The 16,636-nt window shown below is 29.0% G+C and carries 15 protein-coding genes; 10 read left to right on the forward strand and 5 right to left on the reverse strand.

Annotated elements, in window-relative coordinates:
• Positions 1–33: 33 nt before the first annotated feature.
• Positions 34–1,308 (reverse strand): DUF2851 family protein, encoded by a 1,275-nt coding sequence (locus tag BTO07_RS06925; protein ID WP_087520537.1) that lies wholly within the window; start codon positions 1,306–1,308, stop codon positions 34–36.
• Positions 1,309–1,420: 112 nt separating this feature from the next.
• On the opposite strand from BTO07_RS06925, the gene BTO07_RS06930 reads away from it, so the two are divergent.
• From BTO07_RS06930 to BTO07_RS17515, 10 genes are all read left to right on the forward strand, one after another.
• Positions 1,421–2,053, forward strand: a complete 633-nt coding sequence (locus BTO07_RS06930) for an NAD(P)H-dependent oxidoreductase (RefSeq protein ID WP_087520538.1) — start codon at positions 1,421–1,423, stop codon at positions 2,051–2,053.
• A 27-nt stretch (positions 2,054–2,080) separates the two neighbouring features.
• Positions 2,081–3,541: an aminoacyl-histidine dipeptidase gene (locus BTO07_RS06935; RefSeq protein ID WP_087520539.1), complete on the forward strand. Its 1,461-nt coding sequence runs from the start codon at positions 2,081–2,083 to the stop codon at positions 3,539–3,541.
• A 194-nt stretch (positions 3,542–3,735) separates the two neighbouring features.
• Positions 3,736–4,500 carry a ParA family protein gene (locus tag BTO07_RS06940; RefSeq protein ID WP_087520540.1) on the forward strand — a complete coding sequence of 255 codons (765 nt, stop codon included), beginning with the start codon at positions 3,736–3,738 and terminating at the stop codon, positions 4,498–4,500.
• A gap of 1 nt (position 4,501) precedes the next feature.
• Positions 4,502–5,386 (forward strand): ParB/RepB/Spo0J family partition protein, encoded by an 885-nt coding sequence (locus BTO07_RS06945; protein ID WP_087520541.1) that lies wholly within the window; start codon positions 4,502–4,504, stop codon positions 5,384–5,386.
• Positions 5,387–5,977, forward strand: a complete 591-nt coding sequence (locus tag BTO07_RS06950; protein ID WP_157663302.1) for a DUF5683 domain-containing protein — start codon at positions 5,387–5,389, stop codon at positions 5,975–5,977. It begins immediately after the preceding gene.
• 1 nt (position 5,978) lies between these two features.
• On the forward strand, positions 5,979–6,680 hold the full coding sequence (gene dapB / locus BTO07_RS06955) for a 4-hydroxy-tetrahydrodipicolinate reductase (protein WP_087520542.1): 702 nt from the start codon (positions 5,979–5,981) through the stop codon (positions 6,678–6,680).
• Positions 6,681–6,805: 125 nt separating this feature from the next.
• Entirely contained in the window at positions 6,806–8,503 is a 1,698-nt protein-coding gene (gene lepB / locus BTO07_RS06960; RefSeq protein WP_087522574.1) for a signal peptidase I, read from the forward strand.
• A gap of 84 nt (positions 8,504–8,587) precedes the next feature.
• Positions 8,588–9,190 (forward strand): WbqC family protein, encoded by a 603-nt coding sequence (locus BTO07_RS06965; protein WP_087520543.1) that lies wholly within the window; start codon positions 8,588–8,590, stop codon positions 9,188–9,190.
• Between the two features lie 72 nt (positions 9,191–9,262).
• Positions 9,263–9,838, forward strand: coding sequence for a Crp/Fnr family transcriptional regulator (locus tag BTO07_RS06970; protein WP_087520544.1), 576 nt, complete (start codon positions 9,263–9,265; stop codon positions 9,836–9,838).
• A 134-nt stretch (positions 9,839–9,972) separates the two neighbouring features.
• Positions 9,973–10,281 carry a DUF6122 family protein gene (locus BTO07_RS17515; protein WP_087520545.1) on the forward strand — a complete coding sequence of 103 codons (309 nt, stop codon included), beginning with the start codon at positions 9,973–9,975 and terminating at the stop codon, positions 10,279–10,281.
• Here BTO07_RS17515 and BTO07_RS06980 read toward each other — a convergent pair.
• From BTO07_RS06980 to BTO07_RS06995, 4 genes are read right to left on the reverse strand one after another with little or no spacing between them, the layout of a single operon-like run.
• Positions 10,272–11,768, reverse strand: coding sequence for a lipopolysaccharide biosynthesis protein (locus BTO07_RS06980; protein WP_087520546.1), 1,497 nt, complete (start codon positions 11,766–11,768; stop codon positions 10,272–10,274). The two genes, BTO07_RS17515 and BTO07_RS06980, sit on opposite strands and share 10 nt — an antisense overlap.
• Before the next feature lies 1 nt (position 11,769).
• Positions 11,770–13,035 (reverse strand): glycosyltransferase family 4 protein, encoded by a 1,266-nt coding sequence (locus BTO07_RS06985; RefSeq protein ID WP_087520547.1) that lies wholly within the window; start codon positions 13,033–13,035, stop codon positions 11,770–11,772.
• Positions 13,032–14,222 carry a glycosyltransferase family 4 protein gene (locus BTO07_RS06990; protein ID WP_087520548.1) on the reverse strand — a complete coding sequence of 397 codons (1,191 nt, stop codon included), beginning with the start codon at positions 14,220–14,222 and terminating at the stop codon, positions 13,032–13,034. Before BTO07_RS06990 ends, BTO07_RS06985 begins: the two co-directional genes overlap by 4 nt.
• Entirely contained in the window at positions 14,219–16,636 is a 2,418-nt protein-coding gene (locus BTO07_RS06995) for a YfhO family protein (protein WP_442956807.1), read from the reverse strand. Before BTO07_RS06995 ends, BTO07_RS06990 begins: the two co-directional genes overlap by 4 nt.

Genomic DNA, 16,636 nt, shown 5'->3' on the forward strand with positions numbered 1-16,636 from the left:
CTTTTTTTTTTACAAAAAAACTACTGATTGATATTATTTACTACTCAATAACTTAATTCCTATTACACATTGTAAACACAATTTCTTTGAGCAATAATTGTTTTTAAGCTCTAATAAAGATTGCGTTTCATAAGCGTTTTTCGCTTTTATTCCAATTTCATCAAACTTAGAAATAATACTATTTTTTTCTGATTTTATTTTCTGAAGAATGGCTAAGAAATCATTTTCATTTACCTCTCCTCTATTCTTTTGATATAAAAACTTTAAAGGAATAATTGTGTTTATCAATAATAAATCTACAAACGATTTTGTGAGTTTTTTGGGTGATGATTTTGAAACCTTATCAAAAGTATAATGTGTTTTCCAAAATGGATTTACAGTCACTTCAAACAATTCATAAAAACCTTTTAATGTTTCTATTTGCATCATTTTTGAAAATAAATTCTGATGAAGATGGTATAAAGAAACCAATTGAGAAATTCGAATTGTTGGAAAATTAGGAGGTCGCATTCTAAAAAAAGAAAACTGCATATTTACAATCGGTTGCAAATTGTATTTATGCTGTAAATACTTATATTCCTTTTTTAATTGTTGATAAAATTCATCTTCAATTACTTCTTCTAAAAAACCTGCTTGTCCAAATAATAAAGCTGATAATTGTTGTTCATCAAACCTTACTTTTCTTAAAATCGAAAAATCAAAAGACTTTGCTAAATTCAGAAAAGAGTCTCCATTTACTTTTAACCCAAAATTCTTTGCTAACAATTGAAATAATACCGCTTCAAAATCATTTTGATTCGTTTCTAAAAGCTGATTCATTTCATCAGATTTTCGTTCTAATCGTTCAAAAAACAAACGCTCTTTCCAATTCGCTAGAGTAAAATCATCAACAGAATTAATTTCCTTTTCACAAGGAATCCATCTTTGTTTTGCTGAAAATAAGTTTCGATAATTATTTAAAGCAGAATTAAATACAAAATCCTTTAAAACCAATACAGGTAATGGTTTATTATCTTTCATAAAAATTGTTGCGTCATCTTCCCAAACAACATGTAAAATAACAGCATCGTAGTTTTTATCAATTTCATGATGATGTGCATACCAATCTGAAGATTTTAAATGAATTTCAACATTACCAACCCAAAGCTGATCATCAATTTTTAATTGAGAATTTAAAAAATCTGGCCCAGAATTATGATTATGACTACCTATTTTTAAAATCGTTAAATTTTCTTTGGTCGTTGTTTTTAGATTATGAACAGAGAATAACTGGTATTTCCATACATAATGAAGAAAATCTTCATTCATAGTTTTTGTTTTCAAGGTACAAAAAATCATCTATACCTTCATAAGTTTTAATAATCATACATGCAGAAATCATCAAAAGGAATGAACTATTTTCGCAACATAATTAAGACAAATGAATATTATAGATAGTCTAAAATGGCGTTATGCTGTTAAAAAATTTGATTCAGAAAAACATCTTTCAGAAGCACAAATTAATACATTAAAAGAAGCTTTTAACCTTACAGCAACTTCATATGGCTTGCAACCTATAAAGCTAGTAGTTGTTAAAAATAAAGAAATTCAGAAAGAATTAGTACCACATTCTTTTAATCAAAATCAAGTTTTCGAAGCTTCTCACCTTCTGGTAATCTGTGTTCCTTATAATTACACGACAGAAGAAGTAGAAAACTATTTTAATTTAGTTCAGAAAATTAGAAATACTCCTGAAGAAATTACAAAACCTTTTAGAGATTTTTTAACTGCGGATATTGAGAAAAAAACACAAGAAGAATTACTTCTTTGGAATAAAAACCAAGCATATATTGCATTAGGTAACTTAATGACTGTTTGTGCAGTAGAAAAAATTGATGCTTGCCCAATGGAAGGTTTTATTCCTGAAAAATATGATGAGATTCTAGGGTTAAAATCACATAATTTAAAATCGATTTTAGTTTTACCTGTTGGTTTTAGAGCTCATGATTGCTACATGAAAGATTTACCAAAAGTTAGAAAAGAAACTCAAGATATTGTGATAGAAATTAACTAAATTTATGCCATAAAATTATTTGATAAAATGAGTGAAGCAGTAAGAAATTTAGAGCCTAAAATTGTTTGGAAACACTTTGCAGATTTAAATGCAGTTCCTCGTCCTTCAAAAAAAGAAGAACGTGTAATTCAATTTATGGTAGATTTTGGTAAAAGTCTAAACCTAGATACTTTAGTAGATAAAGTTGGTAATGTAATTATCACAAAACCAGCAACAAAAGGTCTAGAAGACAGACAAACAGTTGTTTTACAGAGTCATTTAGATATGGTTCATCAAAAAAATTCTGATACCGTTTTCGATTTTGATAAAGAAGGAATCAAAATGGTTATTGAAGGTGATTGGGTTACTGCTGATGGAACCACTTTAGGTGCTGATAATGGTTTAGGAGTTGCTGCAATTATGGCAATTTTATCTTCTGATGATTTACAACACCCAAATATTGAAGCACTTTTTACTATTGATGAAGAAACTGGTATGACTGGTGCAATGGGTTTAGAAGGCGGAATTTTAAAAGGTGATATTCTTTTAAATTTAGATACTGAAGAAGATGACGAAATAGGAATGGGTTGTGCTGGTGGCGTAGATGTTACAGCTACTAGAAATTATAACGAAGAAGAAGTTCCTGAAAATTCTACAGCATTTTCTATTAATGTTAAAGGATTAAATGGTGGACATTCTGGAATGGACATTATTAAAGAATTAGGAAATGCAAACAAAATTATGAACCGTGTATTATTCGATGGTTTTACTAATTTTGGTTTAAGAATTTCTGAAATAAATGGAGGTAGTTTACGTAACGCAATTCCTCGTGAAAGTTTTGCTACTGTAACTATTGACACAATTTCTAAGGAAGCTTTTCTTTTTGAAACAGGTTTACTTATCAACAATTTAAAAGAAGAGTTCTCAACAAAAGAACCTAACTTAACTGTTGAAATTATAGAAATAGCATCACCAGAAAAAGTGATGGAATTAGGTGTACAAGAAGGCTTAATTAAATCTATTTATGCTGCTCACAATGGCGTGTATAGAATGAGTCCTGATATTACTGATTTGGTAGAAACATCTAACAATATTGCTAGAGTAATTGTAAAAGACGGACATATAAAAATTGGATGTTTAACGCGTTCTTCATCTGAAAGCAACAAATCTGATTTAGCAAATTCTTTAAAATCAGCTTTTGAATTATCTGGTTTTGATGTTGATTTATCAGGAGAATATCCTGGTTGGCAACCCAATGTAAATTCAGCAATTTTAGATGTAGTTGCTAATTTATATAAAGAATTACATGGCGAAAAAGCACATGTTGCCGCTTGTCATGCTGGTTTAGAATGTGGAATTTTAGGACAAAATTACCCAGAAATGGATATGGTTTCTTTTGGACCAACTATTTTAGGAGCACACTCTCCAGATGAAAGAGCTTGTATCTCATCAACACAAAAATTCTGGAAGTTTTTAGTAGAAATTTTAAAGAACATTCCAAAGAAATAGAACATTAATACCTATTTAAAACCGAAGTTTATCCTTCGGTTTTTTTTTGATAAAATTTGTTTAAAAGCTTTAATATAATTAACTTTAACAACTGATAGTCAGTTAATTGCGTTTTTTACCGTTTTGTTAACATCTTTCACTTTCTAAAAACATAAAAAAATGTAATTTTACTACCTATAAAGAAAACTTAAATAATGGGTAAAATAATTGCAATTGCAAATCAAAAAGGTGGTGTTGGCAAAACAACAACAAGCATTAATTTAGCTGCTTCATTAGGTGTTCTAGAGAAAAAAGTTTTATTAATTGATGCAGATCCACAAGCTAACGCATCTTCTGGTTTAGGCATTGATGTTGAGTCTGTAGAATTTGGTACTTACCAAGTTTTAGAACATTCCATCTCTGCAAGAGAAGCAATTGTAAAAACTGAATCTCCTAATGTAGATATTATTCCTGCACACATAGACTTAGTAGCAATTGAAATAGAATTGGTAGACAAACAGGATAGAGAATATATGTTAAAAAAATCTTTAGAAGAAATTAAAGATGATTACGACTATATTATAATTGACTGCGCACCTTCTTTAGGTTTAATTACTTTAAACTCTTTAGTTGCTGCAGATTCTGTAATTATACCTATTCAATGCGAATATTTTGCTTTAGAAGGTTTAGGAAAACTACTAAATACTGTTAAAAGTATACAAAACATTCATAACGCTGAATTAGATATAGAAGGTTTATTACTAACGATGTTTGATTCCCGCTTACGCCTTTCTAATCAAGTAGTTGACGAAGTTAGAAAACACTTTTCTAGTATGGTTTTTGATACGATAATTAGAAGAAATACACGTTTAGGTGAAGCACCAAGTTATGGTGAAAGTATTATTGCATACGATGCAACGAGTAAAGGTGCTGTAAATTACTTAAATTTGGCCCAAGAATTATTAAAAAAGAATTCGTAAAATGGCAAAAGCAACCAAGAAACAAGCTTTAGGAAGAGGATTATCTGCTTTATTGCAAGAATCATCTAGCGTTATTTCTGCATCTGATAAAAATGCAGATAAAGTTGTTGGAAGTATTATAGAAATAGAGTTAGACTTAATTGATGTAAATCCTTATCAACCAAGAACTTATTTTGATGAAGAATCTTTAAGAGAATTAGCAAGCTCAATTAGAGAATTAGGTGTAATTCAACCAATTACAGTTAGAAAAATAGACAAAGATAAGTTTCAATTAGTTTCTGGTGAACGTCGTTTTAGAGCATCAAAATTAATAGGAAACAAAACTGTACCTGCTTATATTAGGCTTGCCAACGACCAAGAAATGCTAGAAATGGCCTTGGTTGAAAACATTCAGCGTAAAAACTTAGATCCTATTGAGGTTGCATTATCTTATCAACGTTTAATTGATGAAATTCAGCTAACTCAAGAAGAATTAAGTACCAGAGTTGGTAAAAAACGTTCTACTGTAACTAATTATTTACGTTTGTTAAAATTAGATCCAATTTTACAAACTGGTATGAGAGATGGTTTTATTTCTATGGGACATGGTCGTGCAATGATTAATGTTGAAAACACAGAAGATCAATTAGCTATTTACGAGAAAATTTTACGAGAAAAATTATCTGTAAGACAAACAGAAGATTTAGTAAAGAGCTTAAAATCTGCTACAGTTGTTAAACCAAAGAAAAAACAAGTTCCTGCTTTTATAAAAAGTAGTATCAAAGACATAAGCGAATACTTTGGTCATAAAATAGACGTTAGTGTTAGTACAAATGGTAAAGGAAAAATTTCAATTCCTTTTCATTCTGAAGAAGATTTTAACCGAATAAAAAACTTATTAAAATAAGTGTTTTTAAAAAATATCATATTTATTTTATTCTTTACATTTTTCTCTGCTACCATTGTTGCTCAGAAAGATTCTGTAAACGTAAAAGATATCCAAATTAAAGGAGATATTAAAATTGAAAAAGGTGGCGTTTACGATCCTTTAGCTCCATCTAGAGCTGCATTTTATTCTGCTATTTTCCCTGGAATGGGACAAGTTTACAATAAAAAATATTGGAAAGCTCCTATTGTTTGGGGAGCAATGGGTACTAGTATTTACTATTATTTAGACAATAATAAAGAATACAAAAGGTACAGAACTGCATACAAACTAAGAAAAAACAATTTAATAGACGAGTTTACTGTTGATGGTGTAGAAATAATATCAATAGAAACTTTAGAAAGAGCTCAAAAACAATTACAAGAAAATAGAGACATGTCTTTATTGACAACTGTAATTTTATACGTTCTACAAATTGTAGAAGCAAGTGTTAATGCACATTTACTACAGTTTAACACAGATGATAATTTATCATTTAAACCTACTTTTATTAACGACCCAATTTATGTTGAGGCTCCTAAAGTAGGTCTAACAATTAAATATAATTTTTAAAATGAAGATTGCACTATTAGGATATGGAAGAATGGGTAAAGAAATTGAAAAAATTGCTTTATCACGTGGACATGAAATAGTAATTAGAAAAGACGTAGATGATGTAATAGATATTACTTTAGCAGATGTTGCTATAGATTTTAGTGTACCATCTTCAGCTTTTAATAATATTACAAACTGTATAAACAATAATGTTCCTATTATTTCTGGAACTACAGGTTGGTTAGACAAATATGACGATGCAGTTGCACTTTGTAAAGAAAAAAATAGCGCTTTTATTTATGCTTCAAACTACAGTTTGGGTGTCAATATTTTCTTTGAGCTAAACAAACAATTAGCAAAAATGATGAGTTCTTTAGAAGATTATAATATTTCTATGGAAGAAATTCATCACACAAAAAAATTAGATGCTCCAAGTGGAACAGCAATTACATTAGCGGAAGGAATTATTGAAAATTCTGCTAAAAACGATTGGGAATTAGGAGATAAAGCATCTGAAGAAAATATACCTATTGTTGCAAAAAGGATTCCTGAAGTTCCTGGTACACATACTGTTTGGTATGATTCTGAAGTTGATTCTATAGAAATTAAACATACAGCACACAGCAGAAAAGGATTTGCTTTAGGTGCGGTTGTTGCTGCAGAATGGATTATTGGAAAAAAAGGCGTTTTTACAATGAAAGACGTGTTAAACATCCGTTAAAAAGTGTAACAAATGAGAGCAAATGCTCTCTAATATAAAATAAGTTTGTCTCCTCGAGCGCAGTCGAGAGGCTTTATTCCTTTTGAGGTCTCGACTGCGCTCGACCAGACATGAAATACGATATTATGACATTTACACAATGGTTTATCTTTTTTTTAGCAGTACAAGTAATTCATTTTTTAGGAACTTGGAAACTATATGTAAAAGCAGGTAGAAAAGCTTGGGAAGCTGCAATTCCTGTTTATAACGGAATTGTTTTAATGAAAATAATAAATCGCCCTAAATGGTGGATTTTCCTATTATTTATTCCAGTTGTAAACCTATTAATGTTCCCTATACTTTGGATTGAAACTATTAGAACTTTTGGTTTTTATAAAAAGTTAGATTCTTTTTTAGTAATTGTAACTTTAGGTTTCTATATATATTATATTAATTACGCTACAGATACAGATTACAATGCTGACAGAAGTTTAAAACCTCGTTCTGAATTAGGTGAATGGATAAGCTCTATTGCTTTTGCAATTGTTGCAGCAACTTTGGTGCATACTTACTTTATGCAGCCTTTTACGATACCTTCTTCTTCTTTAGAAAAATCTTTATTGATTGGGGATTATTTATTCGTAAGTAAATTTCATTACGGAGCAAGAGTTCCATCAACAGTAATTGCTGCACCAATGGTTCATGATTCTTTACCATTTACAGGAACAGCTTCTTATTTAAAAAAACCACAACTTCCATATACACGTTTACCTGGTTTACAGAAAATTAAAAACAATGATATTGTTTGTTTTAATTGGCCAGCTGATACCTTAGCAACAATGTGGGGAGATACTTCTGGTAAATTCACCTACAAACCTGTTGATAAAAAAACCAACTATGTAAAACGTTCTGTTGGTATTGCTGGAGATTCTTTAGAAATGAAAGATGGGTATTTCTACATAAATGGAAAAAAGAATGTTTTACCAGATAGAGCAAAGCTGCAATTTTATTATACGTATGAAGCTAAAAAACCTATCAGTCAAAGTACATATCCAAAATTTTTACTTAAAAAAGGAAGAACTGGAGTTTATAAAATTTTAACGAAATATTGGAACGATAGTAGAGTTCAAAAATCAATTACAGAAAACGGTCGCTTATCTAAAATTGGTTCAGATTCTTTATATACTGAAGTTGCAGGAGGAATAAATCCTGATTTTGCAAGGAAATTTAAAATGATTAATGTTGATACTAAAATAAACATCAACTTAACAGAAGAAGAAGCTGCACGTTTACAAAAACTACCTTTAACTGCTTCTGTTATAAAAGTAAATCACGGAGCAGATAATGCTATTTTTCCTCATGTAGAAAAGTTAGGTTGGAGTCAAGATAACTTTGGTCCAATTTATATTCCTGAAGCGGGAGTTACTGTAAAATTAGACTCAGAATCTTTACCATTTTATGAGCAAATCATTAAAAATTATGAAAATAATGATTTACAAGTTGTTGGAGAAAACATCTATATTAATGGTGAAAAAGCAGATTCTTACACTTTTAAGCAAGATTACTTTTACTTAATTGGAGATAATAGACACAACTCTTTAGATGGTCGTTATTGGGGATATGTGCCTTTCGATCATGTTTTAGGAAAACCAGTGATGATTTGGTTTAGTTGGGATGCTGATGCAGCTTCTTTTGTGGAAAAAATAAAATCTATTCGTTGGGACAGAATGTTTACAACGGTACATGGTGAAGGAAAACCTGTTTCTTATAGATACTTCGTCTTAGCTTTAATCGGTTTATATATTGGTTATAGTTTTTATAAAGGAAAAAAAAATAAGAAATAGTACACAGTATTCAGTAGTAGTTCTCAGTTATCAATTGACTGCAAACTACTGCGACTCAATACTGAGACTGAAAACTAAAATATAATGTCATTATTTATTCCTAGTTATTTTGGACCTATTTCTGAATATTCTGAAATTTTAAAATCTGAAACAGTCGTTTTTGAAATGGAAGATAATTTTCAGAAACAAAGTTATAGAAATAGATGCTACATTTATAATTCTAACGGAAAACAGTTATTAAACATTCCTGTAAAGGATAAAAACAAAGGAACTACTCAACGTAAAAAAACAAAAGACTTATTGGTCGATAATGATGCTAATTGGCAAGATCAGCATTTAAAATCGTTACAAACAGCATATAGAACTTCACCTTTTTATGAGTTTTACGAAGATGATTTACTTTCAATCTTTAAAAAGAAATATACTTTTTTACAAGATGTAAATATTGACACCTATTTATTTTTAACAGATGCTTTACAAATATCTCAACAGTTTTCTAAAACTGAAGAATATATTGTAGAGACCAATGAAAAAGACTTCAGGTTACTTTCTGACATAAAAAATAAGCCTACAAAATTAGTCGATAATTACATTCAAATGTTTGATGACAAACATGGCTTTATTCCTAATTTATCTATTTTAGACCTACTTTTTATGGAAGGTCCTAACACTATTAGCTATTTATAGCAAAAAAAACACTAACTTTAAGCAGCAATTAAACCGTTTTTAATATTCTCTTAATAGAATATTAAACAATTCATGAAACTTATTATCGACTTTATTAACAAAATAAATCCTATCCCTAAAAAGTCTAGCGATAAATTGTTGTCTTTATTTAGATTAAAAAAATTAAAAAAAGGTGACAGCATTGCTAAGTTAGGAGAAGTTCCGAATGATTTTTACATCTTAAAACATGGAGTTATTAGATCATTTTATACAGATGAAAAAGGAAAAGAATACATAAGACACCTTTTTACAACTTCTAAAGTTACAGGTGCTTTAGGAGCGCTTGTACTTGATAAACCATCAAGATTATCTTATGATTGTTTATTAGATAGCGAAGTATATGCTATTAATTTTAAAGAGTTTAAATGTTTAATAGAACAAGACCCAGCAATATGTCGTCTATATACATCTGTATTAGAGGTTATCTTTTTAACATTAGAATCTAAAATTTATGATTTATCTGTTTTAAATGCAACTGAAAGATATTTAAAGCTAAAAAAACAGAACCCTAATATAGAAAATTTAATTCCACAATATCATATAGCATCCTACTTAAACATAACTCCTGTTCAGCTAAGTAGAATTAGAAAGGAACTTTATTCAAAATAAATAATTCAATTAACATATGTTAAGCTATAGACGCTGATAATACACTAACTTTGCACATAATATTTCCCCCAATTTATTGTTACATTAGCAATATATATGAAGGCTTATTTTTTAAATAAGCCTTTTTTTTATTTATGACTGTTGACTTTATTATACATTATGGGCTACATTTTGTAGCACCGCTTTTTATAGCTTACTTTTTCTTTAAGAAAAATTGGAAAATTGTTTACTTGATTTTCATCTGTTCTATGTTAGTAGATTTAGATCATTTATTAGCGACCCCAATTTTTGACAAAAATAGGTGCAGCATCAACTTTCATCCTTTGCATTCTTATGTTGCAATCGGTTTTTATACAGTTGGCTTATTTTTTAAGAAAACAAGAATTTTATGTTTTGCACTGTTATTTCATATGGTAACAGACTACGTAGATTGTTATCTATAATACTTCTTTAAAAGTGAATCAAACTCATTAGAAATCTTCAATTTCAGTACTAAGAAGATATAAATAACCAAAATTAAGATACTTTTTAAAGCGATATTAATTATTGGATGAATTGGAAATTTCCAGATATAAATATCACTTATAGGAAAATCCCAAAAATTAAAACCAAGATATAAAACAGCAATAATTAAAATCATCATCAAAGATTTCTCTGTAAAAGGAGTTATAGAAAACTTTCTATTCACAAAAAACAACTTAAAAGTATTCGCAGCAAATATTACAATCATAGTTGCTAACGCTAAACCTTCAGTTCCCATATCTAACTCATAATAGAAAAGTTTATTTAAAAAATACACAGATAATGCCATAGAAATACTAATAGGCAACGTTATTTTATAAAACTTAGAATTATTAATTATCGCTCCATTGTTCCCTAAGAAACCACTATAAAGTTTTAATAAAGATATCATTAACACAACAATTACTGCTCCTCCTCCCGAGTATTTTGGAGGCAACAATTCAAATAACTGAGCTACATTTGTATTTACTAATAAAAAAAACAAACCACTTATTAATAATAAATTAATAGAACTCTTTTTATACAAAGAAGCTACTTCTTTATGATTTTCTTCATTTAAGGTTTTAGAAGTTAAAGGTTGTAAAATATTTAACATTGCTCTACTTGGTGCTTCAATAAAAGAACCTATAAAAACGGCTACTGTATAATATGCAGCTGTAGCTAAAGACTCCTTCCCTGGAATCATATATTTATCTATATCTAAAAGAATAGCTCCCGCACTTCCTGCCAAAATAATATATCCAGAAAAACGGATAATTTCTTTAAAATTATTAGGTCTAGAAAAGGTGAATTTTGGTATATATAATTTTAATGCATAAAACATCATAACAAACATTCTTAAAAAATAAGATGCGATTAAATAGCTAATAAATTCAGTTTCTGTAATAAACTTAAAATATACAGCAAATAATAAAATCATTATAATTGCTCTATTCCATATTTCTCTTAAAATATTTCCAAACACAGATTGAAATTGAACCTTAGCCCATGCATAAAAGACCTCAAAATAAGCACAAGTAACAGCAGCTAAATAAATTACATATGTATAATCTTTTATAATTATGTTTTCTTCTGATGCTAAGTAATCACCTATTTCTTCATAAAAAAAGTTAAAGAAAAAAGCAAATGGCAACGCTATTAGTAATGGCAGAAAAACTAAAGAAGACAAAAATCGGTCTTTTTCTTCTTTAGTTTTATAGCTTGAATAAAACTTAACAATTGCATGATGAGTTCCAAAAGCAATTAGTGGCATTAATAAATTTGATGTAGACAGCAAATAAATTACTAAACCATAATATTTATCATCAAGAAAATTGGGATATAGAAATAATGTGTTAATGCCTCCAAGACCAAAACCTAAAAAAATAAAAATTGTATTCTTAAACGATTGCTTTAAAATAATTCCCATATTACGAATGTAAACTTTTAATAATGAACGCCAATTTTTTAGTTAATTGCTTTCTATGATATTTTTCGATATGATTAGAATTCACTTTTAAACTTCCTTCTTTATATTGATGATACAATTTTAGAATTTCTGATGCTAATTTTTCTTCATTATCAAAATCTACAACAACTCCAGCATTTGTCTCTTTTAAGATTTCAGATAAATCGCCTTCTTCTGGACCAATTGCTAAAATGGGTCTTTTTGCAGTTAAATACTCAAATAATTTCCCTGTTAAAATTCCTTTTGATTTTTCTATATTCGGAATTAACAATAACAATACTTGGGCTTTTTTTTGATATTCTATTGCTTCTTTATGATTTACATAACCAACAAAACGGGTATTCTCATTTAGTTGATTATTAGTGATTTCAGCTTTAACTTCATCAGAAATATCACCAATAAAATTTAATTTTAAATCATTTTTTAAATCTTCATTCTTAGTACAAAGTTCATTTAAAACTTTAAATAAAACTTTCGGATTACTTTGTTTTGGCAATAAACCAATATAAGAAATCGTGAACTTATTATCTAATTTGATACTATTTCCGGTAAGAACCTCATCGTCAAAACCATTGGTTATCACTTCTACTCTACTTCCCGTTTTAGCGAATTCTTCTTTTAACGAATTGCTAACGGTTAAAACACAATCTGCATTTTTTAAAACTGATTCTTCTAATCTTTTATTCTTATTCTTAGCAAATGAAAGTTGATTAAAATCTTTATTATAATACAAATCCGACCAAGGGTCTCTAAAATCTGCAATCCATTTTATATTATTTTTCTGATGTAATTTATGAGCAATTAAATGCATACTGTGAGGCGGACCTGTAGAAATAATAGTATCAATTTTATTTGAATCTAAATATTCTTGCAAGTATTTTACAGATGGTTTTATCCAAAATATTTTAGGATCAGGAATAAAGAAATTCCCTCTAATAAAAGATAACAAACCACTATTACTAACATTAGAAATTCCACTTTTCTGTGGTTTATTTTTCTTCAAAAAAAGGATGTCTGTTGGTTCCCAAATAGGTTGTTTTAAAATTTCTATGTTTTTTGGAATTTCATTAAGTAAAGTAGCATCTTCTTTTGGATAATTAGCATTATCAACTGTATAAACAACAGGTTCTATTCCGAATTCTTTTAAATACTTTACAAACTTCAACCAACGTTGAACTCCAGAACCTCCTGCAGGTGGCCAATAATATGTAATTATTAATACTTTCAAGATTCTAAATTATCGTATAAATGTAGCAGTTTTTTTGATGTTTGCTCCCAAGAAAACTCGTTTTCTATAAACTCTTTTCCATTTTGACCTAATTCATTTCTTAACGCTTCATCTTTATAAAGCTTTAGAATTTTATCAGAAAAATCACTTACATCTTTTTCTTTATGAATCAATCCTGTATTATTATTTTCTACCAATCTTTTCTGTGCAGTTGCATCACTTACTAAAAGTGGTTTTGCAAAACTCATATATTGAAAAATCTTATTCGCATATGCAACATCGTGTTGCAAGTTTCTATGCAAAGGAGAAATACAAATATCACTTGCTAAAATATAAGATTGAAATAATGAAACATTTTTCCAACCTTCAAAATCGACAAAATCTTCTAATTTTAAGTTGACAACCTTCTGTTTCAGAATTACATCTGTCGTATTTCTACCAACAATTACTAACCTAATATTAGGAATTATTTCCTTTAAATAACAAAGAGATTCAATAGCTGTTTGCAATCCTCTTCTTAAATGTGTATCACCTAAATACAAGATTACAAAATCATCTTTATATCTATTGGTGATTGTTTCATCTACCTGATAATCCTTGTAAAAAGACTGTCTAATCGTATTTGGCACTAAAACTAACTTGTCTTTTGAAGCAGGAATTCTTTTTTCTAAATTCTCAAGAAATTCAGGAGAAACAGAAATGACTTTATTTGCTTTTTCTATAAATTCTCTTTCTTTCTTTTTCCATTTTGATGGAGATATAATATATTTTCCTGGGAATTTCTGAAGATGCGGATACAACTTCATCACTTCTGGCATATTATCATGTAAATCTAAAACTACTGGTAATTCAAACTTTTGATTTGCGTTAAAAACAGCTTCGGCAATTCTTATATCATGAATATGTAATGCATCAATTTCTGTTTCTTTTATAAAACGATGAATTTTCTGTTTCATCAAGAAACTATACAAAGGTATTGTATACGCTAAAGCGGATAATTTATACTCTAATTTATTTGAATAATATCTTTTTACCTGAATTCCATTAATTATTTCGGATGCTTTTTCATCAGCATATTTTAAACAAAAAAGAAAAACTTCATGTCCTGCGTTTACCAAAGAAACTGCTTCATTTTCTACTCTAGGATCAGGTGGAAACGGAGCATCAAGTATCATTCCTATTTTCATTGCTTCTTCTTCTTTTCATAAAAGAACCAACCAATAGTTATCAAGAATAACAAACCATAAGATGATAAAGAAATTATTTTTCCTTGCTGAATTACTTTTGGCTCAAACTTGAATTCTATGGTATGTTTTCCGGCAGGAACTATCATTCCCCTTAAAACATAATTCACTCTTAAATGTGGTGTTAATTTCCCATCAACATAAGCATTCCAACCATCTTTATAATAGATTTCAGAAAATACAGCAAACTGTTCTTTTGCAGTATTTGATTGATACGTTAATGTTGTAACATCATAATTTAAAAGCTCAATTGTAGCAGTTGAATCTTTTTCTTGAGGAAAAGTAATATCACTTTTCGGAGAATTATCTTTATTGTAAACGGCAACTCTTTTAGTATTCAAAGAATCTAAAGCTTGTATTTCTTCATTTGCAGAATTCACAACTTTCACTTTATCAACAAACCAAGCATTTCCATTTACATCAGGATTTAATTGTGCTTGTTTTTCTCCTTTGTCATTACCTACAATAAAATATTTGGTATTTAACATGTTTAGAACTTGCATGTTATTTTTAGCGATTTGAAAATCAAATAATTCTTGATAACGTCCTAATTTTGCAGCGTGATAACCTCCAATAGAATTATGAAAATAAGAAGTACTTCCATCATTCATTGGATTAACCGTAAAATTACCAACTCTAAAATGCGTTTTATCTTGTAATATTAATTTATCAGCAGATGAAGCTGTAAATGGCTTCTCTATTTTTCTTGCTGATTTAAAATCATCTTCATTTACATATTTTTTATCTACAGATATTAAATCAAACAAAACAAAAACTACCAACGCAATAATTGCAATACCTTGTTTTAATTTATCTTTTAATAACATCCATAAAACACCTCCAGAAAGTAACATTAAAGCTAAAGAACGTAGAGAATCCATTAATAACATCGATTTTCTATCTGCAATTATAGCGTCTGTTAAACCTGGTAATTGCTCATATTGTGCATCTCTTAAGCCTTCAAACGTAGAAAAACCGTGTGCTAATAAAAAACCTACAATAATTAATCCTCCGAAAACATACACTGCTTTCTTTAATCCTTCTTGTTTTTCATCCGAAGAAATAGTTGACGAAAAGAATTCTTTTAAACCTAAAATAGCTAAAATAGGAACACATAATTCTGCAATTACTTGTATCGAAGAAACTGCTCTAAACTTATTATAGAGTGGAAAATAATCAATAAAAAAATTGGTTAACACATCAAAATTTCTTCCCCAACTCATTAAAATTGAAAAAACAGTTGCAGCAACTAGCCATTGTTTTAATCTTCCTTTTACTAAAAACATTCCTAAGAAAAATAGAAAGAAAATTACAGCACCAATATAAGCCGGAGCTTCTACAATTGTTTGGTCTCCCCAATAGGTTAAAACTTGTGATGAATAATCATCTGCAACTTTTCGACCTGCTTTTTTTTCTATAGTTTGATAAAAGTTAGAATCTTCTCCTAATTTTTCAACCGTTCCTCCACCCATAAAACGTGGAACAAACAAATTAAAAGTCTCTAATTTTGCATAACTATATTCAGTAATATATGCTTTATCTAATCCTTTTGAAGCTTCTTTTTTAGTTCCATCAGGATTTATTGTTAATTCAGATTTACCTCTTGTACTATGATCTCCATATTCTTTCATCGCCATTAAACGAGAAGAATTTGCTCCAATACCTAATAAAACTGCTGCAATAATAACAATACTTTGTTTGATAAAAACTGGAAGTATCTTTTCTTTGATTGCATTTATCAGTTCAACAATTCCTAAAATCAATAAACAGAAACCTAAATAATAAGTCATCTGTGGATGGTTTGTATAAATTTCTAAAGCCATTGCAACACCTGTCACAAAAAAACCGAGAATATATCGTTTTTGAAAAACCCACAAAACTCCTGCTAAAACCAATGGCATATATGCAATTGCGTGTGCTTTTGCATTATGTCCTGCTCCGAATATGATAATTAAATAGGTTGAAAACCCAAAGGCGAGCGAACCTAAAATTGCCAATCTCCAATTGACTTTTAAAGCCATCATCAACACAAAAAAACTTAAAAAATATAAGAAAGTATAATCTGCTGGTCTTGGTAAAAAACGCAAAGCTCTGTCTAAAACTCTTACAAAATCATTCGGATAATAAGCACTTACTTGATACGCTGGCATTCCACTAAAAGAAGCGCCAGTCCAATAAGGCTCTGTATTTTTATCCGCTCTAAAATCATTAATATCTTTTACCATTCCTCTAAATTGAGTGATATCAGATTGATTTAATTTTTGTCCTTTTAAAACTGGATGAAAATAAATGATAGAAGCCAAAGCAAAAACCGCAATAGCTATTATATAAGGTATAACTTTATTAGAAATCTTCAA

This window comes from Polaribacter sp. SA4-12 (assembly GCF_002163675.1).
In the GTDB taxonomy this organism is placed as follows: Bacteria; Bacteroidota; Bacteroidia; order Flavobacteriales; family Flavobacteriaceae; genus Polaribacter.

Coding starts and splice junctions, on each gene's coding strand:
- BTO07_RS06925 (WP_087520537.1), bottom strand. CDS start 1,308: ATGAATGAAGATTTTCTTCATTATGTATGGAAATACCAGTTATTCTCT.
- BTO07_RS06930 (WP_087520538.1), top strand. CDS start 1,421: ATGAATATTATAGATAGTCTAAAATGGCGTTATGCTGTTAAAAAATTT.
- BTO07_RS06935 (WP_087520539.1), top strand. CDS start 2,081: ATGAGTGAAGCAGTAAGAAATTTAGAGCCTAAAATTGTTTGGAAACAC.
- BTO07_RS06940 (WP_087520540.1), top strand. CDS start 3,736: ATGGGTAAAATAATTGCAATTGCAAATCAAAAAGGTGGTGTTGGCAAA.
- BTO07_RS06945 (WP_087520541.1), top strand. CDS start 4,502: ATGGCAAAAGCAACCAAGAAACAAGCTTTAGGAAGAGGATTATCTGCT.
- dapB (WP_087520542.1), top strand. CDS start 5,979: ATGAAGATTGCACTATTAGGATATGGAAGAATGGGTAAAGAAATTGAA.
- lepB (WP_087522574.1), top strand. CDS start 6,806: ATGACATTTACACAATGGTTTATCTTTTTTTTAGCAGTACAAGTAATT.
- BTO07_RS06965 (WP_087520543.1), top strand. CDS start 8,588: ATGTCATTATTTATTCCTAGTTATTTTGGACCTATTTCTGAATATTCT.
- BTO07_RS06970 (WP_087520544.1), top strand. CDS start 9,263: ATGAAACTTATTATCGACTTTATTAACAAAATAAATCCTATCCCTAAA.
- BTO07_RS17515 (WP_087520545.1), top strand. CDS start 9,973: ATGACTGTTGACTTTATTATACATTATGGGCTACATTTTGTAGCACCG.
- BTO07_RS06980 (WP_087520546.1), bottom strand. CDS start 11,768: ATGGGAATTATTTTAAAGCAATCGTTTAAGAATACAATTTTTATTTTT.
- BTO07_RS06990 (WP_087520548.1), bottom strand. CDS start 14,222: ATGAAAATAGGAATGATACTTGATGCTCCGTTTCCACCTGATCCTAGA.